This window comes from Streptomyces sp. NPDC027663, from assembly GCF_055566415.1.
Map to the genome: position 1 here is coordinate 176,495 of NZ_JBVHSK010000009.1, position 26,324 is coordinate 202,818.

Below are 26,324 nucleotides of genomic sequence, written 5' to 3' on the forward strand. Positions count from 1 at the left end.
CCCGTAAGTTCTCAGCAGGTGATCTTGAGATGCACACGGCAGCATAGACGTCCGGCCCCGACCGGCGAGCACTCCCCGCGGATCTGCACGGGCTCGGCACCTCGCAGCAGAACGGCCCCCACAACGGTGGACGCGCAGGACGGCACCGTGGTCATGTCCGACCGGGATCCGAACGACACCCCCAGCCGCCGCTCAATATCCGATCGACTCCCCGGGGGCAAGGGCGAGTTCACGCCAGGTCACCCGCACTTTTCACGCTTACTCGCGCGTGTAACGCCCAGTTAACCCTGCAAAGGTCTTTGCAGGGTTAACGTGTTTCTTGACCATCCATTGACCAAGGCTTGGTCTGGACAAGAGATGTGAAGAAAGCGAAGGGGGGCTCATGTTCCGAGGTACGACCGCCCGGACCCTGCTCGCCCTCCTCGGCATGACACTGCTCGCCCTCCAGCTCTTCACCCCCACGCGAACCTTCGCACCCGCGCACACTTTCGGTCAGGCGCTGGCCAAGACCGAGACCGGAATTGCTCCCTCCGTGCAACCGGCGAGGAAGGGCACCGACACACTCCGCGCCCCGGGCCGCCCCGGTGAGCCCGAGGGCGTCCCGCAGGTGCGCGACCGGCATCGCGGCCCCGCCTCCGGCTGCGCACACGGGCACCCGCTCATATCCGGCCGGGCGGCCGGGGCAGCCCCGGCGGCCCCCTCCGGCGACCCGTGCAGCCGTACACCGAGAGCCTCCAGAGCCCACACGCCGGCATCGCTTCAGGTCTTCCGCTGCTGAGGACCGGGCCGAGTTCTCTCCCCCCCCACAACAGTCGTTCGAACCCGACGCGCCAGGCAGGCGCGCCAGGAGGAACCCACATATGCAGCCCCTCATCGACAACGCCCGTACGTTCGGACAGCGCCCTGAGGAGTTCGCCAGACTCGCCGAAGGCCAGTCCCCGCAGGTGCTGTTCATCACCTGCTCCGACTCCCGGGTCGTCCCGGCCCTGATCACGGGCGCCCGCCCCGGCGAGCTGTTCGAGCTGCGCACCGCGGGCAACATCGTCCCGCCCTACGCCTCCGGGCAGCCCACCAGTGAGGCCGCCACCATCGAGTACGCCGTCGAAGTGCTCGGCGTCCGCGACATCGTGGTCTGCGGCCACTCGCACTGCGGCGCCGTCGGCGCCCTGGTACGCGGCGACGACCTGACCGCCGTACCGGCCGTGCGCGACTGGCTCGCGCACGCCACCCCGCGCCCGGCCGGCGCCACCGAGGACCCGGAGGTCGCCGAGGGCGTGCAGAGCCACGTACTGACCCAGCTCCTGCGGCTGCGCTCGTACCCCTGCGTCGAGCGGAAACTGACCGAGGGTCAGCTGGAACTGCACGCCTGGTACTACGAGGTGCACACCGGCGCCGTACGGACGCACCGCCCGCAGACCGACACCTTCGAGGCCCTGTGAGCGCGCCCATGACCAGCAACCGCACCCTCATATCCCGTTTCCCCCATCTGAAGGAGGACTTCGCCGCCTCCCTCGTCGTCTTCCTGGTCGCGCTGCCGCTGTGCGTGGGCGTGGCCGTCGCCTCCGGGGTCCCGGCCGAACTCGGTCTGATCACCGGCATCGTGGGCGGCCTGGTGACCGGCGTGCTGCGCGGCAGCAGCCTGCAGGTGTCGGGCCCGGCGGCCGGCCTGACCGTGCTCGTCTTCGAGGCGGTCAAGGAGTTCGGCCTGCCGGTGCTCGGCGTGATCGTCCTCGCCACCGGGCTGCTCCAGGTGGCCATGGGCGTGCTCCGGCTCGGCCGCTACTTCCGGGCCATCTCCGTCTCCGTCGTCGAGGGCATGCTGGCCGGCATCGGCCTGGTGCTCATCGCCGGTCAGCTGTACCCGGCGCTGGCGGCAAAGGCCCCGGACTCCGGGGTGGGCAAGATCGCCGGGCTGCCCGGCGCGTTCCTGGACGCCCTCGGCGACGGCGGCGCCCTCGCCTCCTTCGCGGTGTGCGCGGGCACGGTCGCGGTGCTGCTGCTGTGGAAGCACGCCCCGGCGAAGGTGCGCACCGTGCCCGGACCGCTCGCCGCGGTCGGCCTCGCCACCGCGGCCACCCTCGCGCTGCGCCTGCCGGTGGCCACGGTCGAGGTCAAAGGCCTGCTCGGCTCCGTCCAGCCGCCGCCGCTGAGCGCCTTCGGCGAGCTGGCCGGCGTCGGCCTGCTGGGCACGATCGTCGCCTTCACGCTGATCGCGTCCGCCGAGTCGCTGTTCAGCGCGGCGGCCGTGGACCGGCTCCACTCGGGGCCGCGCACCCAGTACAACCGGGAGCTCGTCGCCCAGGGCGCCGGCAACACGGTGTGCGGGCTGCTCGGCGCGCTGCCGATGACCGCGGTGATCGTGCGCAGCGCGGCCAACGTCCAGGCGGGCGCCCGTACGAAGGCCTCCCGGGTGCTGCACGGCGTCTGGCTGCTGCTGTTCGCGGCACTGCTGCCGGGCGTGCTCGCCTACATCCCGCTGCCGGCCCTCGCGGGCATCCTGATCCACGCGGGCGCCAAGCTGGTCCCGGTACGCGCGCTGGCCGTGCTGTGGCGCGAGCACCGCGGCGAGGCTCTGGTCCTCGCCGTCACGGCCGTCTCCATCGTGGCGGTCAGCATGTTCGAGGGCGTGCTCATCGGTCTGGCCCTGGCGGTGGTGAAGACCGCCTGGGAGGCCTCGCACATCAAGCTGGAGGTCGTGGACAAGGGCGCGGGCCCGGTGGACGCGCACCTGTCCGGCAACGCGACCTTCCTGCGGCTGCCGAAGATCCTCGACACCCTGGAGTCGCTGCCCCAGGACCGGCCGGTCCGGCTGGACGTCTCCGGGCTGCACCACCTGGACCATGCCTGCCGCACCGCCCTGGAGAACTGGGCCGCGCGGCACAGCGCAGCGGGCACGGAGCCGGTGAAGCTGGTCATGGCCGCGTGAGAGCCCGCCCTGTGGGGCCGGGACGCCGGGGACTCTCGGCTTCCCGGCCCCACGGGCCTATCGTGGCAACAGCAGACATAACCGGCCTCTGTGCGAGGAGGTCACCATGGTCGAGGACCTTCTGGTGGCCGTGGCGGCGGCGGGCTCCGCCGGTGTGGTGTACCTGGCCGCGGCGGCGCGCGTGGTCAAGCAGTACGAACGGGGCGTGCTGTTCCGGCTCGGCCGCGTCGCCGGTGATGTGCGGCCGCCGGGCCTGACCCTGATCGTTCCCTTCGTGGACCGGCTGCAGAAGGTCAACATGCAGATCGTGACGCTGCCGATCCCGGCCCAGGAGGGCATCACCCGCGACAACGTCACCGTCCGCGTGGACGCGGTGGTCTACTTCCGGGTGATCGACGCGACCAGCGCCCTGATCAAGGTCGAGGACTACAAGTTCGCGGTGTCGCAGATGGCGCAGACCTCCCTGCGCTCGATCATCGGCAAGAGCGACCTGGACGATCTGCTCTCCAACCGGGAGAAGCTCAACCAGGGCCTGGAGCTGATGCTCGACAGCCCGGCCGTGGGCTGGGGCATCCAGGTCGACCGGGTCGAGATCAAGGACGTCTCCCTGCCGGACACGATGAAGCGGTCCATGGCGCGCCAGGCCGAGGCGGACCGCGAGCGCCGGGCCCGGATCATCAACGCCGACGCCGAGCTGCAGGCCTCCAGAAAGCTCGCCGAGGCCGCCCAGCAGATGTCCGACACACCGGCCGCGCTCCAGCTGCGGCTGCTGCAGACGGTGATGGCGGTGGCGGCCGAGAAGAACTCCACGCTGGTCCTGCCCATTCCGGTGGAGCTGCTGCACTTCCTCGAACGGGGCGGGCAGTCACCGGTTTCGGAGCAGGCCCCGCCGGGGCAACCGCATCCCGACGGCGAACCGCATCCCGGCTAGCGGACGCCGTTGTCATCCCGACCCGGACGGAAGGAGCGCCCGTGCCGAAGCACCCGGCCAGGAAACGGAGAGAAGCCCTCCGGGAGCAGCTGCGGCTCCCGGAGGACGAGCGGATCGATCTCGCCGGGTACGACGCCCGGGCCACGCCCGGTGCCCCGGACGGCAAGGAGGCCGCTCTCACGGACACCGCCCGGTCGGGCACGCGCCTGGCCCGGCTGCAGGAGCGGCTCTGGGCGGCGGGCACGGCGGGTGACCGGCGCCGGGTGCTGCTGGTGCTTCAGGGCATGGACACCAGCGGCAAGGGCGGCACGGTCAAGCATGTGATCGGCCAGCTCAACCCCACGGGCTGCCGGATCAGGGCGTTCAAGGCACCCACCGAGGAGGAGCGGCGACACGACTTCCTGTGGCGGGTACGCAGGGCACTGCCCGAGGCCGGCGAGATCGGCATCTTCGACCGCTCACACTACGAGGACGTGCTCATCGCCCGCGTCCGGCATCTGGCCCGGCCCGCCGAGATCGGCAGCCGCTACGGGCTGATCAACGACTTCGAGCGGTCCCTCGCCGAGGACGGCGTCACCCTCGTCAAGTGCTTCCTCCATCTCTCCCCCGAGGAGCAGAAGCGCCGCCTGCTGCGCCGCCTCGACCGTCCCGACAAGCGCTGGAAGTTCACCCCCGGCGACATCGAGGAGCGCGCCCTGTGGCCTGCCTACCAGGAGGCGTACGAGCTGGCCCTGGAGCGCTGCGCGGCGCCGTACGCACCCTGGTACCTGATCCCTGCGGACCGCAAGTGGTATCGCAACTGGGCCATCACCCGGCTGCTGCAGGAGCACCTGGAGGACCTGGATCCGCAGTACCCGGAACCCGCTTTCGACCTGGCCGAGTGCCGGGAGCAGCTGCTGAAACAGGCGTGAGCCGGGCGGGCGCGGCGGCCGAAGCAGGCGTGAGCCGGGCCGGGCGGGGCTGCTGACGTGCGGGCGCGGCGGCTGGAAAATGCCTGAGCCGGGGCGCAGGCGGCACGGAAAGAGACACCGTGCGGCAGGTCGAACGCGGCACCGGAGGAAGCAGGCACACGTGAGCCTCCCCGGCGGGGGTACCCGGCGGAGCATGCGCGAGCAGCGGAAGGTCACCGATTCGTACTGGCTGCAGACGGCCCCCGGGCCGGCCCACCCCGCCCTGGACGGAGACATCGACGTCGACGTGGCCGTCGTGGGGGCGGGCATCGCCGGTCTGAGCACCGCCCATGAACTGGCCCGGGCCGGACTGCGGGTGGCGGTGCTGGAGGCCGGGCGGGCCGCGGCCGGGGTCACCGGCTACACCACGGCCAAGCTGACCGCCCAGCACACCCTGATCTACGACCGGCTGCGGCGCACCCGGGGGCCCGAGGGGGCGCGGCTGTACGCCCGGTCGCAGACGGAGGCGATCGAGCACGCGGCGGCGCTGGTGGATGCGCTGGGCATCGACTGCGAGTGGGAGTCCAGGGACGCCTACACCTATGTCCGGGACCGGTCGCGGGTGGCCGAGGTGCGCGCCGAGGCGGAGGCCGCCCGGGAGGCGGGCCTGCCGGCCGGGTTCACCACGGAGACCGGGCTGCCGTTCCCGGTGGCGGGCGCGGTCCGGGTGACCGGGCAGGCCCAGTTCCACCCGGTCAAATACTTGCGGGCGATCACCGCCGACCTGCTCGCGCACGGCGGTCAGGTGTACGAGCAGACGCGGGTCACCGGTCTGACGGAGGGCGGACCGTGCCGGCTGACGACGGAGGCGGGCGCCACCGTGACCGCCCGGGACGTCGTCGTGGCCACCCATTACCCGGTGTTCGACCGGGCCCTTCTGTTCGCCCGGCTGTCCCCGCGCAGGGAACTGGTCGTCGCCGGGCCGCTGGGCGACGGCACGGACCCGGGCGCCATGTACATCACGCCCGACGAGAACACCCGGTCGGTGCGCACCGCGCCCTACGGCGAGGACGGGCGGCGCCTGCTCGTGGTGACCGGCGAGCACTTCACTCCCGGCACCGGCGATCCGCGGGCCGGCTTCGACCGGCTCGCCGGCTGGGCCGAGGTGCACTTCCCCGGGGTGACGCTGGACCACGCCTGGGCCACCCAGGACAACGAATCCACCGACACGGTCCCGCTGGTCGGCTCCTTCCACCCGGGCGCCCGGCACACCTACGTCGCCACCGGCTTCGGCGGCTGGGGCCTGAGCGGCGGCATCATGGCCGGGCTGCTGCTGACCGCGCTGATCACCGGCCGGGACTGCGCCTGGCGGGAGCTGTACGACCCGCGCCGGCTGAAGTCGGTGGTGCGCGAGGCGCCGTCGTTGCTGAAGACACAGGCGGAGGTGGCCCGGCACTTCGTCGGCGACCGGCTGAAACCCGCGGCCTCGGTGGACGAACTCGCGCCGGGCGACGGTGCGCTCGTCCGGTCCGGCGGGGAACGGCTCGCGGTGCACCGCGACGCGGAGGGCGTGCTGCACGCGGTCTCGGCCCGTTGCACCCACCTCGGCTGCCTGGTCTCCTTCAACCGCGCCGAAGGCGCCTGGGAGTGCCCCTGCCACGGCTCCCGCTTCGCCGTCGACGGCTCGGTGCTCCAGGGCCCGGCGGTCCGCCCGCTGGAGCGACGCGACCTCGGCTGACGGAGGCCCTCTGCCGACGGACACGACACCGGCGGACGGACACGGCCTCGGCCGACGGGGGCGTCACCCGCCCGCCGCGCGGGTGACCGCACCGCCACGCCACGCGGCATATCACCATACAAACTGACATTCAGTCCTACGTTCGTACGGTGATCCCACCAGTACGCCGTATCGCCGCCGTCTGTGCTCTGGGCGCGGCGCTCACCGCCTGCGGCACCACGGGTACCAGCCGCCCGGCCCCGGCCAGGTCCTCCGTCGCCGCCGCCCCGTCCGCCACGCGTCCACCGGTGCTCGCCCCGGGCCCGGGCGGGCTGACCCCGGTCTTCGAACACGGCCCGCGCACCCGGGGCAAGACCGTGGCGTTCACCTTCGACGCCGACATGACCGCCGACCAGGGGCCCCGCGCGGCCTCCGGCGAGCACTTCGACAACCCGGGCCTGATCGCCGCCCTTCGGACGCTGAAGGTGCCGGCGACCGTGTTCGTGACCGGCCGGTGGGCCGACCAGTACCCGGCCGAGGCCCGCAGTCTCGGCCGCGACCCGCAGTTCGAGGTCGCCAACCACTCCTGGAGCCACTACGCGTTCACCGCCGACTGCTACGGCCTGCCGACCGTCGCCGCGGACCGGATGCGGGCGGACGTCCAGCGGGCGTACACCTCCTTGCGCAAGGCCGGCGTGCCGCACGCGATGCCCTACTTCCGCTTCCCCGGCGGCTGCTACGACCAGCAGGCGCTGCGCGCGCTCAGCGGGCTCGGGGTGACCGCGGTGCAGTGGGACGTGGTGAGCGGCGACGCGTTCGCCACGGACGCCGACGCCGTGAGCCGGCAGGTGCTCGACGGGGTGCAGCCGGGCTCGGTGGTCGTCATGCACTGCACCCGCAGCGCCGCCCCGACCACCGAACAGGTCGTCCGCACGGTCGTACCGGAACTGCGTGCGCGCGGCTACCGGTTCGTGAAGGTCTCCGAGCTGATCGGTCAGGCGGACGCACCGCACTGACCGGACGCCGGCCCGTCCTGGGCCGAGGGCATGAGCGACGACGGCTACGGCACGTTCCGGCGGCGGCTCAGGGTGACCGGCGGGCGGTGAGCCAGGACGCACCGGCGAAGGCGGCGGCCGTGAGCAGGGCGGCGCCGGCCAGCGGCAGCAGCGGTACGGCGGCCCGGCCGGTCTGCGAGCCGGTGACCAGGCCCCTGACCGCGGCCTGCGCCGGAGAACCCGTGAGCACCACCGCGAGCAGTGCGCCCAGCAGCATCGCCGGCACCGCACGGCCGGTGGAGCGCAGCACCGGGCGGTTGGTGAGCGCGCCGACGGCCGCGCCGAGCAGCGCGCAGACGAGGGCGGCCGGCAGCCCGGCCGCGGCGGCCCGCAGCGGAGGGACGTGCACCCGGTGGCCGTTGTTCGCCGGGGCGCTGATCAGCGTCACCATCACGGTGGCCGCCACCGCGAGCAGCACGGCCGCGAACAGGGCGGTGAGCAGGCAGGCGAGGTGTGCCCGGGCGGGACCGCGCACGGCGGCGACGCAGGCACGGGCCGCGGGCGGCTCGCCGGTGACACAGATCCGTACCAGCCAGGCGGTCACCGGCAGCAGGGCCGCGGCCGCGTACCCGAGCGAGTCCAGGACCGGCTCGCCGGTCTGTACCCCGATTCCCAGGAACGCGGTGTACAGGATGACCGGCGGCAGCCAGCGCTGGGAGCGCAGCAGCAGGTCGGCCTGGTAGCGCAGGAGTGCGGTCATGGTCGGCTTCCGGGCTGGGGGGACGGTTCGTCGGCGGGCTCGACGCGGACCACGTGCCAGGGCGGCCGGGCCGTGAGCAGGGCACGCAGCAGGACGTCGGAGTGGGCGGCGGGGACGCCGAGGAGGTGGCTGCCGGGGGCGGTCTCCTCGACCGAGCCGGCGAGCCGTACGGCGTCGGCCGGCAGCCGCCCGCCCGCCGGCCCCCGCACGGTGACCAGGGTGACCGCCCCGGCCGGTGAACTCCCGGCGGCGGTACGGCGCTCCAGGCCTGTGCCGACCACCGTGTACGTGGCGTCCGGGGCCCCGGCGAGCCGGCCGGGATCGTGGTCCACGAAGACCACGGCGCCCCCGGCGGCCGTGCGCTCGGCCACCGCCCGCTCCAGCTCCGCCCGCGCCGCCGTGTCGAGGCCGGTCCACGCCTCGTCCAGCACCAGCAGTTCCGGGTCTCCGAGCAGCGCCTGGGCGACGGCGACCTTCTGGCTGCTGCCCTTGGACAGCCGGGCCATCGGCGTACGGGCGTAGGCGCCCGCGCCGAACCGCTCCAGCCAGGCGGCGGCGAGGCGGGCGGCGCAGCCACGGGAGAGGCCGTGGACCGTGCCGAGGTGGGTCAGGTAGCCGATGGCCGTGAAGGGCAGGGCGGACGGGAACCGCTCCGGCACGTACGCCGTGCGCGGGCGGCCGGTGATCCGGCCTTCGGTGGGAGCGTCGAGCCGGGCGAGCAGCCGGAGCAGGGTGGATTTCCCGGTGCCGTTGGCCCCTTCGATCCGGGTGAGGCTGCCGGGGGCGAGGGTGAGGTCGACGCCTCGCAACACCCAGGGGCCGCGGACGCCGTAGCGGCGGCCCACGGCGGTCAGGCGCAGGTCACGGTGCATGGAGATCATTCCGGGTCGGTGTCACGGCTGGGGCCCGGGTCACCGGGGCGTGCCCCGGCTCATCGTCGTTCCCCCTCCAGCCGGACAAGACGGGTCAGGGCGGCCAGGGGGTTCATCGGCGGTCGCGGCAATTTCCCGAGCGGGGCCCGCGCGTTGATCGGCACGTCCGCGGCTTCGTAGGGTGGGCTTCCGTGAGCCACGTTCCAGCCCCCTCCGGTGACAGTCCCTCCCAGGCCGAGCGCACCGCGCGCGACGAGGCCCCGCAGTTCGTGCTGCCGCTCGTCGTACGGATCGAGCGCGGCGCCCCGCCCGCCCGTACCGACGCGCTGGAGACGGCAGCCCGGGCCGTACTCGTCCTGCTCGGCGACGAGCGCGCGCACGGTGCCGGCGAGTGGGCCGACGCCGTACGGAGCTGGGAGGACGCGCGGATCCGGAAGGTGGTCCGGCGGGCCCGGGGCGCCGAGTGGCGGCGCGCCGAGGCACTGCCCGGGATCACGGTGACCGGGAAGTCCGCGCAGGTGCGGGTCTTTCCGCCGGTCCCGCTGGACGGCTGGCCCAAGGACCTGGCAAAGCTCCAGGTCTCGGGCACCGAGCTGGACGACCCCGAACCGCCCCTTCCGGCCGGCCCCGCCGAGCCGGTGCTGTGGCTCAACCCCGGCCTGGAGATGTCGGCCGGCAAGGCGATGGCCCAGGCCGGCCACGGCGCCCAACTGGCCTGGTGGGCGCTCTCCGGTCCCGCCCGTACGGCCTGGCGCGACGCCGGCTACCCCCTCGCCGTCCGCGCGGCCGCCCCGGACGCCTGGCCCCGCCTGACCACGAGCGGCCTGCCCGTCGTACGGGACGCGGGCTTCACGGAGATCGCCCCGGGTTCGTGCACGGTGGTCGCCGACCATGCGGCGCTGCGGCAGGGCGCGGAGCGACGGCCGACGTGACAGGACGCGGCCGGCCGTCGTGACCCGGCATGGCCGGCATGGCCCGGCATGGCCCTGCATGTCGTCCAGCGGTGTCAGGGACGTCCGGGCAGCCGGGCGCCGGAGGTGGTGTCCCTGGCCCGGATCTGCGCCGGCCGGCGCCTCGGCAGCGGCACTCGTGCCGCGCCCCCGCCACTCTCGCCTCCGCCACCCGCACGACCGAGCGGGCCGCCCCACCCCCGTTCCCGCCACCCGCACGACCGAGCGCGCCGCCCCACCCCCGTCCCCGCCACCCGCGCCGCCGCCCCCGCCGCCGAACGCGCCCCCCGCCGGGCCCGGTACCCGGGGCAGCGGCCCGCTTCCCGGCCCCGGCTGAACCTCAAATGTTGCTCTGAACGCGTCAGGGAGGGGGTTCGACGGCGTTCGCCGGGGCCATACCCCCGTCACTCGACGCACGAGCACAGGCCGAGGAGGGGGAAGCACCATGCGGCGACTGGGGACGGGTATCGGCTGGCGGCCGGAGATCGCGGACGCCGTGGAGGAGATGCCGGGCATCGACTGGGTGGAGGTCGTGGCGGAGAACGTCTGCCCCGGCCACGTCCCGGAGCCGCTGCTACGGCTGCGCGAGCGCGGCGTCACGGTGATCCCGCACGGCGTCTCCCTCGGCCTCGGCGGCGCGGACCGCCCCGACGCAGGGCGTCTTGCGGCGCTCGCCGAGCGCGTGGAGGTGCTCGGCGCTCCGCTGGTCACCGAGCACATCGCGTTCGTCCGGGCGGGTGGCGCGCTCACCGCCTCGCCGCAGCTGGAGGCCGGCCATCTGCTGCCGGTACCGCGCACCCGGGACGCGCTGGACGTGCTCTGCGAGAACGTCCGTATCGCCCAGGACGCGCTGCCGGTGCCGCTGGCCCTGGAGAACATCGCCGCGCTGTTCTCCTGGCCCGGCGAGGAGCTGACCGAGGGCCAGTTCCTTTCCGAGCTGGTCGAACGGACCGGCGTTCGGCTGCTGATCGATGTCGCCAACCTGCACACCAACCACGTCAACCGCGGCGAGGACCCGGCCGAGGCGCTGGCCGCGCTGCCCGTGGAGGCGATCGCCTACGTCCATGTCGCGGGCGGCTTCGAACGCGACGGCGTCTGGCACGACAGCCACGCCCACCCCGTCCCGTCCCCGGTCCTCGACATCCTGACCGGTCTCGCCTCCCGGGTGGCACCGCCGGGAGTGCTCCTGGAGCGCGACGAGAACTTCCCGGAGCCGGCCGAGCTGGAGCGGGAGTTGAGCGCGATCCGGAATGCCGTGGCGGCCGGACGCGCGCGTGGGCGGGTACGCGCCGCGGGTGGGGGTACGGCGATGGCGGGTGCCGTCGGTGAGGAAGCCGACCGTGACAACGCCGACCGCGAGGAGGCCGACCGCGACAACGCCCTCCGGGAGAGTGCCCGCCATGTCACCGCCCTCCGGGAGAGAGCCGGGCGTGACAACGCCCTCCGGGAGAGAGCCGGGCGTGACAACGCCCTCCGAAAGGGAACCGATCGTGACACCGCCTTCCGGGAGGGAACCGACCGTGACAACGCCCTCCGGGAAAGTGCCGGGCGTGATCACGTCGTCCGGGAGCGGGCCGGGGCTGTCGGGGTTCTGGCGCGGCCGCTGACCGGGGTGCGGGAGCGGCTCGGGGTGGCGCAGGCCGCCGTGCTGTCCTCCCTGGTGGCGGGGACGCCGGTGCCGGAGGGGTTCGACCGGGTGCGGATGGGGGTGCAGGCGCGGGCGCTCGCGGCGAAGCGGGCGGGTGTGGTGGCGAAGGTGGCGCCGGAGCTGCCGGTGATTCTCGGGGAGGGGTACCGGGAGGCGTTCGGGGAGTACGCGCGGCAGCGGCCGATGAGCGGCGGGTACCGGCGCGATGCGCTGGAATTCGCCGGGCATCTGCTGAACGTGGGGCGGCCGGAGGATGCGCGGGCCCGGCGTGAGCTGCGCCGGTGGTGGCTGGACCGGGCGGGGCCGGCTCCGCGGCAGGGGTCGTCGGCGACGCGGACGGTACGGGCGATGCTGCGGCGCCGGGGCTGAGCGGTGCCGTGGCCGGCACTGGACGGAGCCGGGTCGCTCGGCCCGCGCCGCACGGGGTGCCCGGAAGGCCGAGACGGCCCGGAAGCGCCCTGAAGGGGCTCGGGGAACTGCGCGACCAGCCGCGACGTTCCCGCACCTCGCCGCCCGCCCCACCCCCACGGCACCGCGCACGAAAGCCCGTTCCCCGTTCCCCAGTAATATGCCAACCCCGCACCCACCCCCAAGCACCCCTGGCGTGCGGTGCAGGAGGCACCAATGCGACCGCGACCCCCCATCAAGGGCCGAGGCATATTCAGCGGTACCGGGCTCGTCATCGCCGCCCTCGCGGCGACGGTCGTCGCGCTGCTCGTTCCGCTCTGGTCCTACGCCGGCCGGCAGGACCCGGCGAGCGCGACCGTGTTGAGCGCGCAGACGGTGACGACGCCGTACGGCCCGCTGTCCGCGCAGGACCGGGACTTCGTCACCAAGGTCCGGCTGGCCGGGCTGTGGGAGCTGCCCGCCGGAGAGCTCGCGCAGCGCAAGGGCACCACGGCCGCCGTCCGCACGGCCGGCCGACACCTCGTCGACGGCCACACCTCGCTGGACGCGCATGTGCGGACCGTCGCCACCCAGCTCGGCGTGTCCCTGCCCAACGACCCCAACGCCCAGCAGCAGCAGTGGCTCGACACGCTGAGCGCGGCCGAGGGCCAGGACTTCGACCGGCAGTTCGCCGGGATTCTGCGGCTCGCGCACGGCCGGGTGTTCGCGCTGGTCGCACAGGTACGGGCCGGCACGCAGAACTCCCTGGTCCGGGATCTCGCCGACGACGCCAATGCGACCGTCCTGGACCACATCAAGGTCCTCGAGGCGACGGGGTACGTCGACTTCGCCGCGCTGGCCAGGGATCTGGCGGTGTCCGCGTCCCCGGTGCCGACTCCGCCGGAGGTCGATCCGAACGCCGTGGTGCCGGTCGTGCCGTCGCCGAGCGCGACGTACTCCGTGCCGCCCGCCACCGCGAGCCCGCCACCGGGGACGTCCGGCCCCTGACCTGCACGGAAAACGGAACGTCACATACCGGCAACACTCCGTCCGGATGATGAAAAGGGCATGGCGTCCGCCCAGAGCTCTGTCATACAAACACGTCATGTTCTGGGTCCTTCTCCTGCTCCTGGCCTGGGTTTTCGCCGGCACGGCCTGTGCCCGGCTGTGCCTGGCGGCCGTCCGCGCGGCGGCATCGGAGGCGCACGACGCGCCGTCCGGCCGTGAGCGTGATCTGACGCTGTACGAGGCCGCCTTCCTGTCCGGCGGCCCCGCGCGGGTCGCCGACGTCACGCTGGTCTCCATGGCCCGGCAGCGGCGGCTGCTGCTCGCGCACACCGGCTGGGCCACGGTCGTGGACCCGGAGGGGCGCGACGAGATCGAGGAGTCCGTCATAGGGGCGATAGGGCCCGGGGGACAGTCGCGGATCGCGCCTGTGCGGGCCCGGGCAGCCGGCGCGGAATCCGTGCGCCGGCTCGCCGACGGACTGGTGCGCGCGGGGCTCGCGGTTCCCCAGGGTGCCGGGACGAACGTGGGGGCCGCCGTACGCCGGGTGCGGGCCGCCGCGGTCGTCGTGGTGGCGCTCGGCGTGACCGCGCTGCTGCTGCCCGTCCAGACCGGCACCCCGCGTCTGCTGGTGGGCCTGTGGTTCGCGCTGCCCCTGACACTGTCGCTGAGCTGCCTGGCCATCGCCCGGTTCGAGGTGCATCCGTACTCGCGCTGGGCCTCTCCGGCCGGGCAGCGGCTGCTCGGCGCGCTGGCCGGCAGGCCCGCCGGTGACGAGCGGTCGTTCCTGACCTCCGTCGCCGTGCGCGGCATCCGCGCCGTCGGCGAGCCGGAGCTGCGCGCGGCCTTCGCCCACCGCGACCAGTTCTGGCGGGAGTGAGCGGAGCCGTCCGGCCTCCGGCGGCAGGCGCCGGGGGCGCATCGGGTCCTTTCCGGCGACACCGGCCGGATGGTGCTTGCCTTCCCCGACAGTCGTACGAAACATCCCTTTTGTTGTCGCCGGGCCGTGGCAGCCGTGCCATCGCCGCCGTGCACCGAAGGGATACGCGATGAAAGCTGCCACCCTCTACTCGGCCGCCGGGTCCTTGCTCCTGACCACCCTCGCCGCGGCCCCGGCGAGCGGCGCGCCCGGCACGGCGGCCGGCCGGGGTGCCCCCGGCGCTGCCGAGCGGCACGGCGCCGCGGTGGCCGCGGCCCGCGCCCGGGCGGACGGCATCGACTTCGGCCCGTGCTCCGCCGCCGATGTGCCCGAGGCACCGCCGGGTGTGCGATGCGGCACGGTGACCGTCCCGCTGGACTACGCCCACCCCGACGGCAAGCAGATCAGGCTGACCGTCAGCCGGAGCCCGGCCACCCAGAAGGACCCGCACAACAGCAAGCGCAAGGTTCCCCGGCAGGGCGCCCTCGTCTACAACCCGGGCGGCCCCGGCGCATCCAGCATGTACTTTCCGCTGATCGGCACGGTCCCGCGGTGGAAGAAGGTTGCCGCCGCCTACGACCTGGTCGGCTACGCCCCGCGCGGGGTGGGCCGTTCGGCGCCGCTGTCCTGTGTGGAGCCCAAGCGCTTCTTCAAGGCGCCCACCGCGTCACCGGCCCATCCGTCGGAGGCGTACAAGCGGCAGCGCATCGCCCAGGCGAAGGCGTACGCGCGCGGCTGCGCCCAGCGCTCCGGCAGCAAGCTCCGCTTCTACACCTCGCTCAACAACGCCCGGGATCTGGATGTGCTGCGGGCGGCGCTGGGCGAGAACCGGCTGACGTTCATGGGGGCGTCCTACGGCACCTACTTCGGCGCCCTGTACGCGGCGATGTTCCCCTCGCACCTGCGGCGTATGGTGCTGGACTCGGCGGTGAACCCGGACCCGCAGAAGGTCTGGTACCGCAGCAACCTCGACCAGTCGGCCGCCTTCGAGGAACGCTGGGCCGACTTCCGCGACTGGATCGCCCGGCACGACGACACCTACCGGCTCGGTGGCACGCCCGCGCAGGTGCAGCGCAGCTACGACACCGCACGGCAGCGGCTGGCCGGGAAGGCGGCGGGCGGCAAGGTCGGCCCCGGTCAGTTGCAGAACGCGTTCCTGACGGCCGGGTACTACGACGACTTCTGGCCGAGCCGGGCCGAGGCCCTCTCGGCCTATCTGCACGGCGACTCCGAGCCGCTGGTTCGACTGGCCGCACCGAGCCCCGAGACGGCCGCCGAGGCGGAGAACGGCAGTGCGGTGTACACGGCCGTCGAGTGCAACGACGCGTCCTGGCCGACGGACTGGAAGGTGTGGGACCGCGACAACACCCGGCTCGCCCGCGTGGCACCCTTCGAGACCTGGGACAACGCCTGGATGAACCTGCCGTGCGCCTACTGGCCGGCGCCGCGGCAGCGGCCGCTGGACGTGCGGACCGGGCCGGGTGAGCTGCCGCCGGTGCTGATCCTGGCGGCCGAGCGGGACGCCGCGGCCCCCTATCAAGGCGCCCTGGAGATGAACCGGCGGCTGGCCGGCTCGGTGCTGGTGACCGAGCGGGACGCGGGCACGCACGGCATCGGGGGCGGCCCGAACCAGTGCATCAACGGCTACCTGGACGCGTATCTGCTGGCGGGCCGCCTCCCGGCGCGGCACACGTCGTGCGCGCCGCACCCGGAACCGGTCGCCTCCGGCGGTGCGGCCGGCAAAGAGGTGCGGCGGGACGCGTTGAAGGGGAAGGCCGGTCTGCGGTAGGCGCGACCACCGGGGTGCCGCGCTGCACCGTCCGCGTCCGCGAGGGGCAAGGTGGCTCGTCGCGCCGACGCGGCGGAGCCGCACACCGAAGACAGCCCCGCCCCCCTTCGGGCGCGCCGAGCCTCAGGCCAGCCCCGCCACCAGGTCCGCGACCGACTTGCGGCGGCCCGTGAAGAACGGGACCTCCTCGCGGACGTGCATGCGGGCCTCGGAGGCGCGCAGGTGACGCATGAGGTCGACGATGCGGTACAGCTCGTCGGCCTCGAAGGCCAGGACCCACTCGTAGTCGCCGAGGGAGAACGAGGCGACCGTGTTCGCGCGCACGTCCGGGTAGCCGCGGGCCATCTTGCCGTGGTCGGCGAGCATGCGGCGGCGGTCCTCGTCGGGCAGCAGGTACCAGTCGTAGGAGCGCACGAAGGGGTAGACGCTGACGTAGTTGCGGGGCGTCTCGTCGGCGAGGAACGCCGGGATGTGCGAGCGGTTGAACTCCGCCGGGCGGTGCAGCGCCATGTTCGACCAGACGGGCTCCAGCACGCGGCCCAGCTTCGTACGGCGGAAGAGGTTGTACGCCTCCTGGAGCTGGTCGCTGGTCTCGGCGTGCCACCAGATCATGAGGTCGGCGTCGGCGCGCAGACCGGAGATGTCGTAGGTGCCGCGGACGGTCACGTCCTTGGCGGCGAGCTGGTCGAACAGCTCCTGGACCTCTTCGGCGTATCCCGCGCGGTTCTCCGGCAGTACGTCCTTCAGCTTGAAGACCGACCAGAGGGTGTAGCGGATGACCTCGTTGAGGTCCTTGGCCAGCTTGCCCTTGTTCGGGATCCTGCCGGACTCGGTGGTGGGGGCGTCGTCACTCATGGTCCCTATTCTCCCGCTCCGCCGTGCAGGCTCTGCACCGGGTTGGCCGTCAGCTCCCGCACCCCGTCCAGGTCGCCGCAGAGCTGGTCCACCGCCGCGTACGCGCTCGCGATGCACGCCGGGATGCCGACGCCGTCGTACTGCGCGCCGCACACGGCGAGGCCCGGCAGCTTGGCGACCTGCTCGCGGATGCGGGCCACGCGCGCGTGGTGGCCGACGGGGTACTGCGGCAGGCCGTCCGTCCAGCGGGTGACGCGCGTCGCCAGGGGCACGGCGTCCAGGCCGGTGGCCTCCCGCAGGTCGTGCCGGGAGACCTCGACGAGGTCGGCGTCGTCCTGGCCGAGGATCTCCGTGTCGCCGTAGCGGCCCACGGAGGTGCGCAGCACGACCACGTCCGGGTCCTCCTCGGCGATCCAGCCCCACTTCCGGGAGGCGAAGGTGGCTGCCTTGATGGTGCGGCCGTCGACGGGCGGCACCAGGAAACCGCTGCCCTCGGGCAGGCCCGCACCGGCCTTCCGGTAGGCGAGGGTGACCAGGGCCATCGAGGCGTACTCCACGGCGGCCAGCTCGGCGGCGGCCCCCGGGGACTCGGCGCGCAGCAGCCCGGCGGCGACCGGGGCGGGCACGGCGACGATCACGGCGTCGGCGTGCAGCACACGCTCCCCGGCGGTGATCCGCCAGCCGCCGGTCGCCTCCCGGCGCAGTTCCCGCGCGGGTGTGCCGGTCAGGATCTCGCCACCCCGCGCGCGCACCGACTCGGCGACCGCGAGCGGCAGCCGCCCGACGCCGCCGGCGATACCCATGAACACCGGCCCGGTCTGCTGCTGCGCGGCGGCCTTCGCCTGGATCTCCCGGACGCCCTCGGTGAGAGAGGCGTGGGCGCGGGCGGCCTGGAAGAGCTGCGGGACGGCCGAGCGCATCGAGATGCGGTACGCGTCGCCCGCGTAGACCCCGCCGAGCAGGGGTTCGACCAGGCGGTCGACGACCTCGTGGCCGAGCCGGGCGGCCACGTACTCCCCCACGGCCACGTCGTCGCCGATCTCGGTGCGGGGCAGGGCGGTGTCGCGGGCGATGCGGGCCAGGCCCTCGTCGGACAGCACACCGGACAGGGCCGCGGCGGTGCCGGGCACGCCCATCACATGGCCCTTGGGCATGGGGCGCAGCGCACCCCGGCTCCAGATCGAGGCGGTCGCGGTGGCCGGCGGCTGGAGCCGCTCGCCGAGACCCGCCTCGCGGGCGAGCGTCACGGCCTCGGGGCGGCGGGCGAGCATGGACTCGGCACCCAGGTCGACGCGCACACCGGCGATCTCACCGGGCAGCAGCTTGCCGCCGACCCGTTCGGCCGCCTCCAGCACGGTCACGCGCGCGCCGCACCCCAGCAGCCGGTGTGCGGCGGCCAGCCCGGCGACACCGGCCCCGATGACGACGACGTGCCCGAGGCCCCTACCCGTTGCGCTCATGTCCCCACTCTCTCAGACCCCGCCGGCACTCCCGCCGGGGCCTCGTACAGAGCGCCTCGCAGGGAGCGCCCCGTAAGGGGCGTGGGGAACTGCGCGAATCAGCCCCACGCACCGGCGCAGGCAAGACCACAGAACGGACCCCCACGTGTGCCACCTGTCACGTGGGGGTCCTTTCCGTGCCGCTGCGTTGTCAGCCGGTGGCCCCGGTGTCCGGGACGAGTCCGGACCGTGACCGCATCGGGACCACTCACGTCAAACGTCTGCGCGCGGGCTGACGTCGAAGGACCGTCACATCCCACAGCCCTCGGGGGTACGTCTCATGCGCACGTCACGATCCCACCGGTCCGTCCGGGCCCTGGCCGGGACCCTGCTCGCCGCCTCTCTCGCGCTCACCGGGTGCAGCGGCGCCGACGACTCCGGCGCCGACTCGGGGAAGTCCGCCTCCGACGTCTCCGCCGGGAAGGCCGAAGCCCCCGGCGCCGCGGCCGCCGAGGGCAAGGCCACGCGCGGGACGCCCGAACTCACCCCGAGCGCGGTCATCCGCACCGCCGCCCTCACCGTCGAGGTCAAGGACGCCGCCAAGGCCCTGGCGCAGGCCCGGGCGACCGCCGAGGACGCGGGCGGCTACGTCGGCGACGAGACCACGAGCCGGGACGCCGACGGCCACGAGCGCACCAGGGTCGTGCTGCGCGTGCCCACCGAGAAGTACGAGACGGTCCTCGCCGGCCTCCAGGGCACGGGCCGGCTGGTCGACCGCACGGCCAAGGCGGTGGACGTCACCGACCAGGTCGTGGACGTGGACAGCCGCATCAAGTCTCAGCGGGCCAGCGTGGACCGGATCCGCACGCTGATGGACCGGGCGACGAAGTTGAGCGACGTGGTCACCCTGGAGGGTGAACTGAGCAGCCGTCAGGCCGACCTGGAGGCGCTGCTGGCCCGGCAGGCGTCCCTGAAGGACCGCACGAGCCTGGCCACCATCACCCTGTCGCTGTCCGAGACGCCGGTACAGCGGGCGGACGACGATCCCGGCTTCACCGACGCGCTCGCGGGCGGCTGGCACGTGTTCGTCTCCATGCTGCGCTGGACCGCCCTCGTGCTCGGTGCCGCCCTGCCGTTCGTGGCCTTGGCCGCGCTCCTGCTGCTGCTGTGGCTGCGGGTCGTACGCCCCCGGCTGCCGCGCCGCGCGCAGGCCGCGCCCGCGACGACCGCGCCCGGCCCGCTGGCCTCGGCCCGCCCGGCGCCGGACCCCGCCGAGGAGACCCGACGGGACTGAAATCCCCGCAGCCTCTAGCGTGTTCCCATGAGCATGAGCGATGGGCGGGGCGGCAGGGAACGGCTGGTCGTGATCGGCGGCGACGCCGCGGGCATGTCCGCGGCGTCGCAGGCACGGCGGCTGAAGAACCCTGGGGAACTGGAGATCGTGGCCTTCGAGCGCGGCCACTTCACCTCCTTCTCGGCGTGCGGCATCCCGTACTGGGTGGGCGGCGCGGTCCCCGAGCGGGACCGCCTCATCGCGCGCACGCCCGAGGAGCACCGGTCCCGCGGCATCGACCTGCGGCTGCGCAGCGAGGTCACGGAGATCGACGTGGCCGGGCAGCGGGTACGCGCGCGTGACGTGGATTCCGGCGCCGAGTCCTGGACGCCGTACGACAAGCTCGTCATCGCCACCGGAGCCCGCCCGGTCCGCCCGGACCTGCCCGGCATGGACGCCCCCGGCGTGCACGGCGTGCAGACCCTGGACGACGGCCAGGCCCTGCTCGACACGCTGGCACGCACGCGTGGCCGCAGGGCGGTGGTCGTGGGGGCGGGGTACATCGGTGTCGAGATGGCCGAGGCACTGATCCACCGTGGCTTCGAGGTGACGGTCGTCAACCGTGGCAAGGAACCCATGTCGACGCTCGACCCGGACATGGGCCGCCTGGTGCACCGGGCCATGGAGGGCCTCGGCATCACCATGGTGAACGACGCCGAGGTCACCAAGCTGCTCACCGGTCAGGACGGCCGGGTGCGAGCGGTGGCCACGGAGGACGCCGAGTACCCCGCCGACCTGGTGGTCCTCGGCATCGGCGTCCGTCCGCAGACCGCCCTCGCCCGGGCGGCCGGCCTGCCGCTCGGCGCCCACGGCGGCCTGCTCACCGACCTCTCCATGCGGGTGCGCGGCCACGAGAACGTCTGGGCGGGCGGCGACTGCGTCGAGGTGCTGAACCTGGTCTCCGGGCAGGAGCAGTACGTCCCGCTCGGCACCCACGCCAACAAGCACGGGCAGGTCATCGGCACGAACGCCGGCGGCGGCTACGCCACCTTCCCGGGTGTCGTGGGGACGGCGGTCAGCAAGGTCTGCGACCTGGAGATCGCCCGCACCGGCCTGCGGGAGAAGGACGCCCGCCGGGTGGGCCTCCGCTTCGAGACGGTCACCATCGAGTCGACCAGCCGCGCCGGCTACTACCCCGGGGCCGCGCCCATGACGGTCAAGATGCTCGCCGAACGGCGCACGGGCCGCCTGCTGGGCGTCCAGATCGTCGGCCGGGAGGGCGCGGGCAAGCGGGTCGACATCGCGGCGGTGGCGCTGACCGCGCAGATGACGGTGGAACAGATGACGGCCCTGGACCTGGGCTACGCCCCGCCGTTCTCGCCGGTGTGGGACCCGGTGCTGGTGGCGGCGAGAAAGGCGGCGACGAAGGTGCGGGCCGCCCAGGGAGGCCCCCCTAGGCCGTCCCGCTGATCCGCGGCAGGGCGGAAACGGCCGCGGGCTGCTCCCCGGAGGGCTTGGCGTGGGAGGCGGACGGCCGCGTCGAGCGCAGCCGGTAGCTCACCGCCTCGTCCAGCGTGACCGGCCGCTGCATCTGCGAAGCGAGCCGCCCGGCCTCCTGACCGAGCCGTGCGACGTCCTCCCAGGGGAGCCGTACCACCAGGGACAGCTCGGCCTCACCATCGGGCATAGCATGCATCGCCGGAACCTGCGCAGCGTTCGTCATCGCCTGATCCTCACGTCGGTTGTGGAGAGATACGCACACCCGCGCGGTCGTGTTCACCGATTCGCCCGCCGTATCCCGGGCACTACTTCTGTGTGGTCATACCCGTCCATGACGTGAACCCGGTGCACCGCACGCCTTGGGTGACGTATGCGCTCATCGGCGCCAACGTGCTGGTGTTCCTCACCACGCCCGGCACAGCCGGTTCCGTGGCCGGCGGCAGCGACCTGGCGCAGCTGTGCCATCTGCAGGCCTTCCTGGACCACTATGCGGCGGTACCCCGCGAGCTGATCCATCATCAGCTGCCCCGGGTCGTGCCGACCGGGCAGGTCGGCGTGGGCCCGGACGGCGCGGGCTGTGTCGTCGCCCCGCCCGGCTACGACAAATCGCCGCCGCTGTCGGTCTTCACGGCGATGTTCCTGCACGGCAGCTGGCTGCACCTGCTGGGCAACATGCTCTTCCTGCTGATCTTCGGCAACAACGTCGAGGACCGGATGGGCCACATCCGCTACTTCCTCTTCTACGTCGTCTGCGGCTACGCGGCCGGCTACGGCTTCGCGCTGCTGAACGCCGCTTCCGCGGACCCGCTGATCGGCGCGTCCGGCGCGATCGCCGGGGTCCTCGGCGCCTACATCGTGCTGTGGCCGAAGGCCCGGGTGTGGGTCCTGGTGCCGTTCCTCGTCTTCCTGCCGCTACGGCTGCCCGCCTGGCTGGTGCTGGGCTTCTGGTTCGGGCTCCAGGCCGCGTACTCCACCGGGCACGGCGTCTCCGGAGCCGGGACCGTGGCGTACGCGGCCCATGTGGTCGGCTTCGTGGCCGGCATGCTGCTGGCCTGGCCCCTCAAGCCCGGCACGCCGCCCCCGCCGGAGCCGTCCGGCCTGCTGTTCGGCAGGCGGGCGCGGCCCCACTACTCGTGGTGAAGCGGCGGGCGGGTCAGCGCGCGGTGGCGGTGTGGACGTACTCCACGAGCCGGGTCAGCGCGTCCGGGTCGGTGCTCGGCATGACGCCGTGGCCGAGGTTGAAGACGTGGCCCTCCAGGCCGGCGGCCGCGTCGAGCACCTCGCGGGCCTTGGCCTCGACGGTGTTCTTGTCGGTGAACAGGACCGTGGGGTCCAGGTTGCCCTGGAGCGCCTTGCCGGGGCCGACGCGCCGCCGGGCCTCGTCCAGCGGGACGCGCCAGTCGACGCCGACGACGTCCGCACCGGCCTCGCCCATGAGCCCCAGCAGCTCGCCGGTGCCGACGCCGAAGTGGATGCGCGGGACGCCGTACCCGGCGACCGCGTCGAAGACCTTCGCGGAGGCCGGCATGACCGACGTGCGGTAGTCCGCCGGGGCCAGGGAGCCGACCCAGGAGTCGAACAGCTGGACCGCGCTCGCGCCGGCCTCGATCTGCACCTTCAGGAAGGCGGCGGTGATGTCGGCGAGGCGGTCCAGCAGGTCGGCCCACAGCTCGGGGTCGCCGTACATCATCGCCTTGGCGTTCTCGTACGTCCGGGACGGACCGCCCTCGACCAGGTAACTCGCGAGGGTGAAAGGCGCTCCGGCGAAACCGATCAGCGGGGTGGCGCCCAGCTCGCGGGTGAGCAGGCCGATGGCCTCGGTGACGTAGGGGACGTCCTCGGGGCCGAGGTCGCGCAGCCGGGCGAGGTCGGCGCGGGTGCGGACGGGCTGCTCGACGACCGGGCCGACGCCGGGCTTGATGTCGAGGTCGATGCCGATGGCCTTCAGCGGGACGACGATGTCGCTGAAGAAGATCGCCGCGTCCACGTCGTGCCGGCGCACCGGCTGGAGCGTGATCTCGGTGACCAGCTCGGGCCGCATGCAGGACTCCAGCATGGGGATGCCCTCGCGCACCTTGCGGTACTCGGGCAGGGAGCGGCCGGCCTGACGCATGAACCACACGGGGGTGTGCGATACGGGTTCGCGCCGGCACGCCTTGAGGAAGGCGCTGTCGTACGTCGCGGTCGGCTGCTGGCCCGTGGGCATGTCGTTGGCGGTCACGGAGCAAGTCTCGCACGACACCGGTGACCGGCGGCGCGGGGTGTCTTGCCCTGCGCGGGGCCCCGCTTCCCCTTACTCTTCCCCGCATGGCTGCGGCTCACGGACGAATGTCGGACAGCGGTGATGGAACGGGTGACGTGAAGGACACCGAGGAGGCGGACCGGCACTCCAGTGCCTCGGGCCCGCCGGCTTTCCGGACCGCGGTCGACGCCCTGCGCAGCTGCCGGCTGCGGCCGCAGGTCGAGGTGGAGCCGACGCCCGCCCCGCAGCGGCTCGCCCCGTACGCGTACGCGCTGGAGGCGGTGGTCGTCGACGGGGAGCAGGAGCTGGCCGACGGGCGGCTGGTGCTGCTGCACGACCCGGCCGGGCACGAGGCCTGGCAGGGCACGTTCCGGCTGGTCACGCTGGTCCGCGCGGAGCTGGAGACGGAGATGGCGGCCGATCCGCTGCTGCCCGAGGTGTGCTGGTCGTGGCTGACGGGGGCGCTGCAGGCGCGCGGGCTCGGCTACGGCGAGCCGAGCGGCACGATCACGCGGGCGGGCTCGCACTACTTCGGCGGGCTCGCCGACCGGCCGCCCGCCTCGCAGATCGAGATCCGGGCGTCCTGGACGCCCCGCGAGGGCCTCGGCGGGGTGCCGGACACCGCCGCTCATCTGGTCGCCTGGTGCGATCTGCTGGCGCAGGTCGCCGGCCTGCCGCCGGCCGGACCGGGCGACGCCTCGGTGGTGACCCTGCCGCAGCGCAGGGACCCGCAGTCCCGGTGAGCGGTCGCCGCGAGACGCCCCGTTCCGGGGAGCGGTCACTGCGAGACGCCCCATCCCGATGAGCGGTCACTGCGAGACGCCCCATCCCGATGAGCGGTCGTTGCGAAACGCCCCATTGACCATCTCTTTGTCGATACGGCCACTTTCCGCACTCGAATCGCACCCGCTTGAACCGACTCGATCTTCGGATGATCGATCGCGTGTCCGAATTGCACAGATTGTTACTCACTAGATCGTGATCATTCTCTAAAGGCGGACAGGTTTGCTGCCGAAGACGACTGTGACCTTGAAAGCACGGTTCGTCCCGGCTTCCTCCCCCCAAGCCGGCCCCGTCCCCCCCACCCAGGAGGCCTGGTGTCCGTTCTCCTTGAGCAACCCGCAAGCCTGGTCGCCTACCGCCCGAACAAGCCGACCGCCATGGTGGTCGTGGCCGACCCGCGCGTCCGCTCCACCGTCACCCGCCATCTGTGGGCGCTCGGCGTGCGCGATGTCATCGAAGCCTCGTCCATCGCGGAGGCTCGTCCCCGCATCGGCAACCCGCGCGACATCTGCGTCGCCGACGTCCACCTCCCCGACGGCTCGGGCCTGACCCTGCTGTCCGAGACCCGCGCCGCGGGCTGGCCCAACGGACTCGCGCTCTCCGCCGCCGACGACATCGGCGCGGTCCGCAACGCGCTGGCCGGCGGGGTCAAGGGCTACGTCGTCACCGGCACCCGCACCAACATCGGGCTCCCCGCCCGACCCGGTGCCGCCCCCCTCGGTACCGCCGCCCGCATGCACCGCCGCCCCCCGGGTGCCCCGAGCCACCCGGGCGGCTACCGCGAGCTGTCCGGACGCGAGGTCGAGGTGCTGCGGCTGGTCGCGGAGGGCCAGTCGAACAAGGCGATCGGCGTCTCGATGGGCCTGTCCGCCCTCACCGTGAAGAGCCACCTCGCCCGCATCGCCCGCAAGCTGGGCACCGGCGACCGGGCCGGCATGGTGGCCGTGGCGCTGCGGACCGGGATCATCCACTGAGCCCTGCGTCTACCCCCTTCGGTGGAATCCTGCGTTCACGCCGCTGAACCGATGCTTGCCCCCGGGTGACTGGTTTGCGCCCCTGTCGTGCCCGTCGACGGAACGTTCCGTCGACGGGCGCCGTCCACACACGGATACCCTTGACAGGTGACCGACGCCCAAGAGACCGCAGCAGACAGCTCCCTGCGCACCACTGGAGGTACTCCTCCGGACGACGCCGGATCTTCTGTGACGGAGGCGCCGATCCCACTGCTCGAACCCCGCGACGGCATCCCGCCCGTGATCACCGACGCGGCCGCCCTCGCCAGGGTGACCGCCGCCTTCGCCGCCGGCACCGGCCCGGTCGCCGTGGACGCCGAGCGCGCCTCCGGCTACCGCTACGGCCAGCGCGCCTACCTGGTGCAGCTGCGCCGCGAGGGCGCCGGCACCGCCCTGATCGACCCGGTCACCTGCCCCGACCTCTCGGGCCTCGGCGACGCGCTGTCCGGCGTCGAGTGGGTGTTGCACGCGGCCACCCAGGACCTGCCCTGTCTGCGCGAGATAGGCCTGGTCCCGACCAGCCTGTTCGACACCGAGCTGGCCGGCCGGCTCGCCGGATTCCCGCGGGTGGGCCTCGGCGCCATGGTGGAGGGCGTCCTCGGCTACGTCCTGGAGAAGGGTCACTCCGCGGTCGACTGGTCGACCCGCCCGCTGCCCGAGCCGTGGCTGCGGTACGCCGCGCTCGACGTCGAGTTGCTCGTCGACCTGCGGGACGCCCTGGAGAAGGAGCTTGAGCGGCAGGGCAAGCTGGAGTGGGCGCTCCAGGAGTTCGACGCGATCGCGGCCGCGGCGCCGGCCGAGCCCCGCAAGGACCCCTGGCGGCGCACCTCCGGGATGCACAAGGTACGGCGGCGCCGGCAGCTCGGCGTCGTACGGGAGCTGTGGGAGACGCGCGACCGGATCGCGCAGCGCCGGGACGTGTCGCCGGGCAAGGTGCTGAGCGACGCGGCCATCGTGGAGGCGGCGCTCGCCCTGCCGGGCAGTGTGCACGCCCTCGCCGCGCTGAACGGGTTCGGGCACCGGATGGGCCGGCGGCAGCTGGAGCAGTGGCAGGCCGCGGTGGACCGGGCCAAGGGGCTGCCGGACACCGCGCTGCCGCAGCCGGGTCAGCCGGTGACCGGGCCGCCGCCGCCCCGGGCGTGGGCCGACAAGGACCCGGTCGCCGCGGCCCGGCTGTCCGCCGCCCGGGCCGGGGTGTCCGCTCTCGCCGAGCGGCTCGCCCTGCCCCAGGAGAACCTCATCTCACCGGACACGGTGCGACGGGTCTGCTGGGAGCCGCCGAAGGTGCTGGACGCCGGCTCGGTGGCGGATGCGCTCGCCGGGTACGGCGCGCGCGCATGGCAGGTGGAGCTGGTCACGCCGGTGCTGCTGAGCGCACTGTCGGCCCAGGGGGCTCAGGGGGCTCAGGGGGCCTAGGGGGCGCGTAGCGC

At 73.5% G+C, this 26,324-nt stretch carries 24 protein-coding genes; 18 read left to right on the forward strand and 6 right to left on the reverse strand.

Annotated features, from left to right (window positions below; genetic code table 11):
- The first annotated feature begins 382 nt into the window (after window positions 1-382).
- The 7 genes from ACZ4SF_RS24040 (at window position 383) to ACZ4SF_RS24070 (ending at window position 7,480) form a co-directional block, all read left to right on the forward strand.
- A complete protein-coding gene (locus ACZ4SF_RS24040) occupies window positions 383-778 on the forward strand; it encodes a hypothetical protein (RefSeq protein WP_468387857.1) in 396 nt (131 codons plus the stop codon).
- An 82-nt stretch (window positions 779-860) separates the two neighbouring features.
- Window positions 861-1,439 carry a carbonic anhydrase gene (locus ACZ4SF_RS24045; RefSeq protein ID WP_468387859.1) on the forward strand — a complete coding sequence of 193 codons (579 nt, stop codon included), beginning with the start codon at window positions 861-863 and terminating at the stop codon, window positions 1,437-1,439.
- 8 nt (window positions 1,440-1,447) lie between these two features.
- Window positions 1,448-2,926, forward strand: coding sequence for a SulP family inorganic anion transporter (locus ACZ4SF_RS24050; protein ID WP_468387861.1), 1,479 nt, complete (start codon window positions 1,448-1,450; stop codon window positions 2,924-2,926).
- Window positions 2,927-3,032: 106 nt separating this feature from the next.
- Window positions 3,033-3,857, forward strand: a complete 825-nt coding sequence (locus ACZ4SF_RS24055) for a slipin family protein (protein ID WP_468387863.1) — start codon at window positions 3,033-3,035, stop codon at window positions 3,855-3,857.
- A 41-nt stretch (window positions 3,858-3,898) separates the two neighbouring features.
- Entirely contained in the window at window positions 3,899-4,768 is an 870-nt protein-coding gene (locus tag ACZ4SF_RS24060; protein WP_468387865.1) for a PPK2 family polyphosphate kinase, read from the forward strand.
- A 193-nt stretch (window positions 4,769-4,961) separates the two neighbouring features.
- The gene (locus ACZ4SF_RS24065; RefSeq protein ID WP_468387867.1) at window positions 4,962-6,485 is read left to right on the forward strand and encodes an FAD-dependent oxidoreductase; all 1,524 of its coding nucleotides are present in this window, start codon (window positions 4,962-4,964) and stop codon (window positions 6,483-6,485) included.
- A gap of 149 nt (window positions 6,486-6,634) precedes the next feature.
- Complete coding sequence (locus tag ACZ4SF_RS24070) at window positions 6,635-7,480, forward strand: polysaccharide deacetylase family protein (RefSeq protein WP_468387869.1); 846 nt, start codon at window positions 6,635-6,637, stop codon at window positions 7,478-7,480.
- Window positions 7,481-7,547: 67 nt separating this feature from the next.
- Here the strand turns inward: ACZ4SF_RS24070 and ACZ4SF_RS24075 are convergent, their stop codons facing one another.
- A complete protein-coding gene (locus ACZ4SF_RS24075) occupies window positions 7,548-8,219 on the reverse strand; it encodes an ABC transporter (protein WP_468387871.1) in 672 nt (223 codons plus the stop codon).
- Window positions 8,216-9,091, reverse strand: coding sequence for an ATP-binding cassette domain-containing protein (locus ACZ4SF_RS24080; protein WP_468388085.1), 876 nt, complete (start codon window positions 9,089-9,091; stop codon window positions 8,216-8,218). The genes ACZ4SF_RS24075 and ACZ4SF_RS24080 overlap by 4 nt, the downstream gene beginning before the upstream one ends.
- A gap of 191 nt (window positions 9,092-9,282) precedes the next feature.
- Here ACZ4SF_RS24080 and ACZ4SF_RS24085 point away from each other — a divergent pair, with 191 nt between their 5' ends.
- The 5 genes from ACZ4SF_RS24085 (at window position 9,283) to ACZ4SF_RS24105 (ending at window position 15,789) form a co-directional block, all read left to right on the forward strand.
- A complete protein-coding gene (locus ACZ4SF_RS24085; RefSeq protein ID WP_468387873.1) occupies window positions 9,283-10,023 on the forward strand; it encodes a peptidyl-tRNA hydrolase in 741 nt (246 codons plus the stop codon).
- Window positions 10,024-10,486: 463 nt separating this feature from the next.
- The gene (locus ACZ4SF_RS24090; protein ID WP_468387874.1) at window positions 10,487-12,058 is read left to right on the forward strand and encodes an MbnB/TglH/ChrH family RiPP precursor modification enzyme; all 1,572 of its coding nucleotides are present in this window, start codon (window positions 10,487-10,489) and stop codon (window positions 12,056-12,058) included.
- 255 nt (window positions 12,059-12,313) lie between these two features.
- Window positions 12,314-13,084: a DUF4142 domain-containing protein gene (locus tag ACZ4SF_RS24095; protein ID WP_468387876.1), complete on the forward strand. Its 771-nt coding sequence runs from the start codon at window positions 12,314-12,316 to the stop codon at window positions 13,082-13,084.
- A gap of 97 nt (window positions 13,085-13,181) precedes the next feature.
- Complete coding sequence (locus ACZ4SF_RS24100) at window positions 13,182-13,961, forward strand: TIGR04222 domain-containing membrane protein (RefSeq protein ID WP_468387878.1); 780 nt, start codon at window positions 13,182-13,184, stop codon at window positions 13,959-13,961.
- A 169-nt stretch (window positions 13,962-14,130) separates the two neighbouring features.
- On the forward strand, window positions 14,131-15,789 hold the full coding sequence (locus tag ACZ4SF_RS24105; protein WP_468387880.1) for an alpha/beta hydrolase: 1,659 nt from the start codon (window positions 14,131-14,133) through the stop codon (window positions 15,787-15,789).
- Window positions 15,790-15,912: 123 nt separating this feature from the next.
- Here the strand turns inward: ACZ4SF_RS24105 and hemQ are convergent, their stop codons facing one another.
- Window positions 15,913-16,644 (reverse strand): hydrogen peroxide-dependent heme synthase, encoded by a 732-nt coding sequence (gene hemQ, locus ACZ4SF_RS24110; protein WP_468387882.1) that lies wholly within the window; start codon window positions 16,642-16,644, stop codon window positions 15,913-15,915.
- Window positions 16,645-16,649: 5 nt separating this feature from the next.
- Window positions 16,650-18,104 (reverse strand): protoporphyrinogen oxidase, encoded by a 1,455-nt coding sequence (gene hemG, locus ACZ4SF_RS24115; RefSeq protein WP_468387884.1) that lies wholly within the window; start codon window positions 18,102-18,104, stop codon window positions 16,650-16,652.
- A 319-nt stretch (window positions 18,105-18,423) separates the two neighbouring features.
- On the opposite strand from hemG, the gene ACZ4SF_RS24120 reads away from it, so the two are divergent.
- On the forward strand, window positions 18,424-19,377 hold the full coding sequence (locus tag ACZ4SF_RS24120; protein WP_468387886.1) for a DUF4349 domain-containing protein: 954 nt from the start codon (window positions 18,424-18,426) through the stop codon (window positions 19,375-19,377).
- 27 nt (window positions 19,378-19,404) lie between these two features.
- The gene (locus ACZ4SF_RS24125; RefSeq protein WP_468387888.1) at window positions 19,405-20,826 is read left to right on the forward strand and encodes an FAD-dependent oxidoreductase; all 1,422 of its coding nucleotides are present in this window, start codon (window positions 19,405-19,407) and stop codon (window positions 20,824-20,826) included.
- Here the strand turns inward: ACZ4SF_RS24125 and ACZ4SF_RS24130 are convergent.
- Entirely contained in the window at window positions 20,810-21,043 is a 234-nt protein-coding gene (locus ACZ4SF_RS24130; RefSeq protein WP_468387890.1) for a hypothetical protein, read from the reverse strand. The two genes, ACZ4SF_RS24125 and ACZ4SF_RS24130, sit on opposite strands and share 17 nt — an antisense overlap.
- A 128-nt stretch (window positions 21,044-21,171) precedes the next feature.
- On the opposite strand from ACZ4SF_RS24130, the gene ACZ4SF_RS24135 reads away from it, so the two are divergent.
- Window positions 21,172-21,996: a rhomboid family intramembrane serine protease gene (locus ACZ4SF_RS24135; RefSeq protein WP_468387892.1), complete on the forward strand. Its 825-nt coding sequence runs from the start codon at window positions 21,172-21,174 to the stop codon at window positions 21,994-21,996.
- A gap of 13 nt (window positions 21,997-22,009) precedes the next feature.
- Here the strand turns inward: ACZ4SF_RS24135 and hemE are convergent, their stop codons facing one another.
- Window positions 22,010-23,077 carry a uroporphyrinogen decarboxylase gene (gene hemE, locus ACZ4SF_RS24140; protein ID WP_468387893.1) on the reverse strand — a complete coding sequence of 356 codons (1,068 nt, stop codon included), beginning with the start codon at window positions 23,075-23,077 and terminating at the stop codon, window positions 22,010-22,012.
- A gap of 86 nt (window positions 23,078-23,163) precedes the next feature.
- Here hemE and ACZ4SF_RS24145 point away from each other — a divergent pair, with 86 nt between their 5' ends.
- The 3 genes from ACZ4SF_RS24145 (at window position 23,164) to ACZ4SF_RS24155 (ending at window position 26,310) form a co-directional block, all read left to right on the forward strand.
- Window positions 23,164-23,841: a DUF3000 domain-containing protein gene (locus ACZ4SF_RS24145; RefSeq protein ID WP_468387894.1), complete on the forward strand. Its 678-nt coding sequence runs from the start codon at window positions 23,164-23,166 to the stop codon at window positions 23,839-23,841.
- A 354-nt stretch (window positions 23,842-24,195) separates the two neighbouring features.
- On the forward strand, window positions 24,196-24,855 hold the full coding sequence (locus ACZ4SF_RS24150; protein WP_468387896.1) for a helix-turn-helix transcriptional regulator: 660 nt from the start codon (window positions 24,196-24,198) through the stop codon (window positions 24,853-24,855).
- A gap of 147 nt (window positions 24,856-25,002) precedes the next feature.
- Complete coding sequence (locus ACZ4SF_RS24155) at window positions 25,003-26,310, forward strand: HRDC domain-containing protein (protein ID WP_468387898.1); 1,308 nt, start codon at window positions 25,003-25,005, stop codon at window positions 26,308-26,310.
- The last annotated feature ends 14 nt before the right edge of the window (window positions 26,311-26,324 follow it).

Bases quoted from the DNA above. Each gene is read 5' to 3' on its own strand.
- ACZ4SF_RS24040 (WP_468387857.1), top strand. From the start codon at position 383: ATGTTCCGAGGTACGACCGCCCGGACCCTGCTCGCCCTCCTCGGCATG.
- ACZ4SF_RS24045 (WP_468387859.1), top strand. From the start codon at position 861: ATGCAGCCCCTCATCGACAACGCCCGTACGTTCGGACAGCGCCCTGAG.
- ACZ4SF_RS24050 (WP_468387861.1), top strand. From the start codon at position 1,448: ATGACCAGCAACCGCACCCTCATATCCCGTTTCCCCCATCTGAAGGAG.
- ACZ4SF_RS24055 (WP_468387863.1), top strand. From the start codon at position 3,033: ATGGTCGAGGACCTTCTGGTGGCCGTGGCGGCGGCGGGCTCCGCCGGT.
- ACZ4SF_RS24065 (WP_468387867.1), top strand. From the start codon at position 4,962: ATGCGCGAGCAGCGGAAGGTCACCGATTCGTACTGGCTGCAGACGGCC.
- ACZ4SF_RS24075 (WP_468387871.1), bottom strand. From the start codon at position 8,219: ATGACCGCACTCCTGCGCTACCAGGCCGACCTGCTGCTGCGCTCCCAG.
- ACZ4SF_RS24080 (WP_468388085.1), bottom strand. From the start codon at position 9,091: ATGCACCGTGACCTGCGCCTGACCGCCGTGGGCCGCCGCTACGGCGTC.
- ACZ4SF_RS24090 (WP_468387874.1), top strand. From the start codon at position 10,487: ATGCGGCGACTGGGGACGGGTATCGGCTGGCGGCCGGAGATCGCGGAC.
- ACZ4SF_RS24095 (WP_468387876.1), top strand. From the start codon at position 12,314: ATGCGACCGCGACCCCCCATCAAGGGCCGAGGCATATTCAGCGGTACC.
- ACZ4SF_RS24100 (WP_468387878.1), top strand. From the start codon at position 13,182: ATGTTCTGGGTCCTTCTCCTGCTCCTGGCCTGGGTTTTCGCCGGCACG.
- ACZ4SF_RS24105 (WP_468387880.1), top strand. From the start codon at position 14,131: ATGAAAGCTGCCACCCTCTACTCGGCCGCCGGGTCCTTGCTCCTGACC.
- hemQ (WP_468387882.1), bottom strand. From the start codon at position 16,644: ATGAGTGACGACGCCCCCACCACCGAGTCCGGCAGGATCCCGAACAAG.
- hemG (WP_468387884.1), bottom strand. From the start codon at position 18,104: ATGAGCGCAACGGGTAGGGGCCTCGGGCACGTCGTCGTCATCGGGGCC.
- ACZ4SF_RS24120 (WP_468387886.1), top strand. From the start codon at position 18,424: ATGCGCACGTCACGATCCCACCGGTCCGTCCGGGCCCTGGCCGGGACC.
- ACZ4SF_RS24125 (WP_468387888.1), top strand. From the start codon at position 19,405: ATGAGCATGAGCGATGGGCGGGGCGGCAGGGAACGGCTGGTCGTGATC.
- ACZ4SF_RS24130 (WP_468387890.1), bottom strand. From the start codon at position 21,043: ATGCCCGATGGTGAGGCCGAGCTGTCCCTGGTGGTACGGCTCCCCTGG.
- ACZ4SF_RS24145 (WP_468387894.1), top strand. From the start codon at position 23,164: ATGGCTGCGGCTCACGGACGAATGTCGGACAGCGGTGATGGAACGGGT.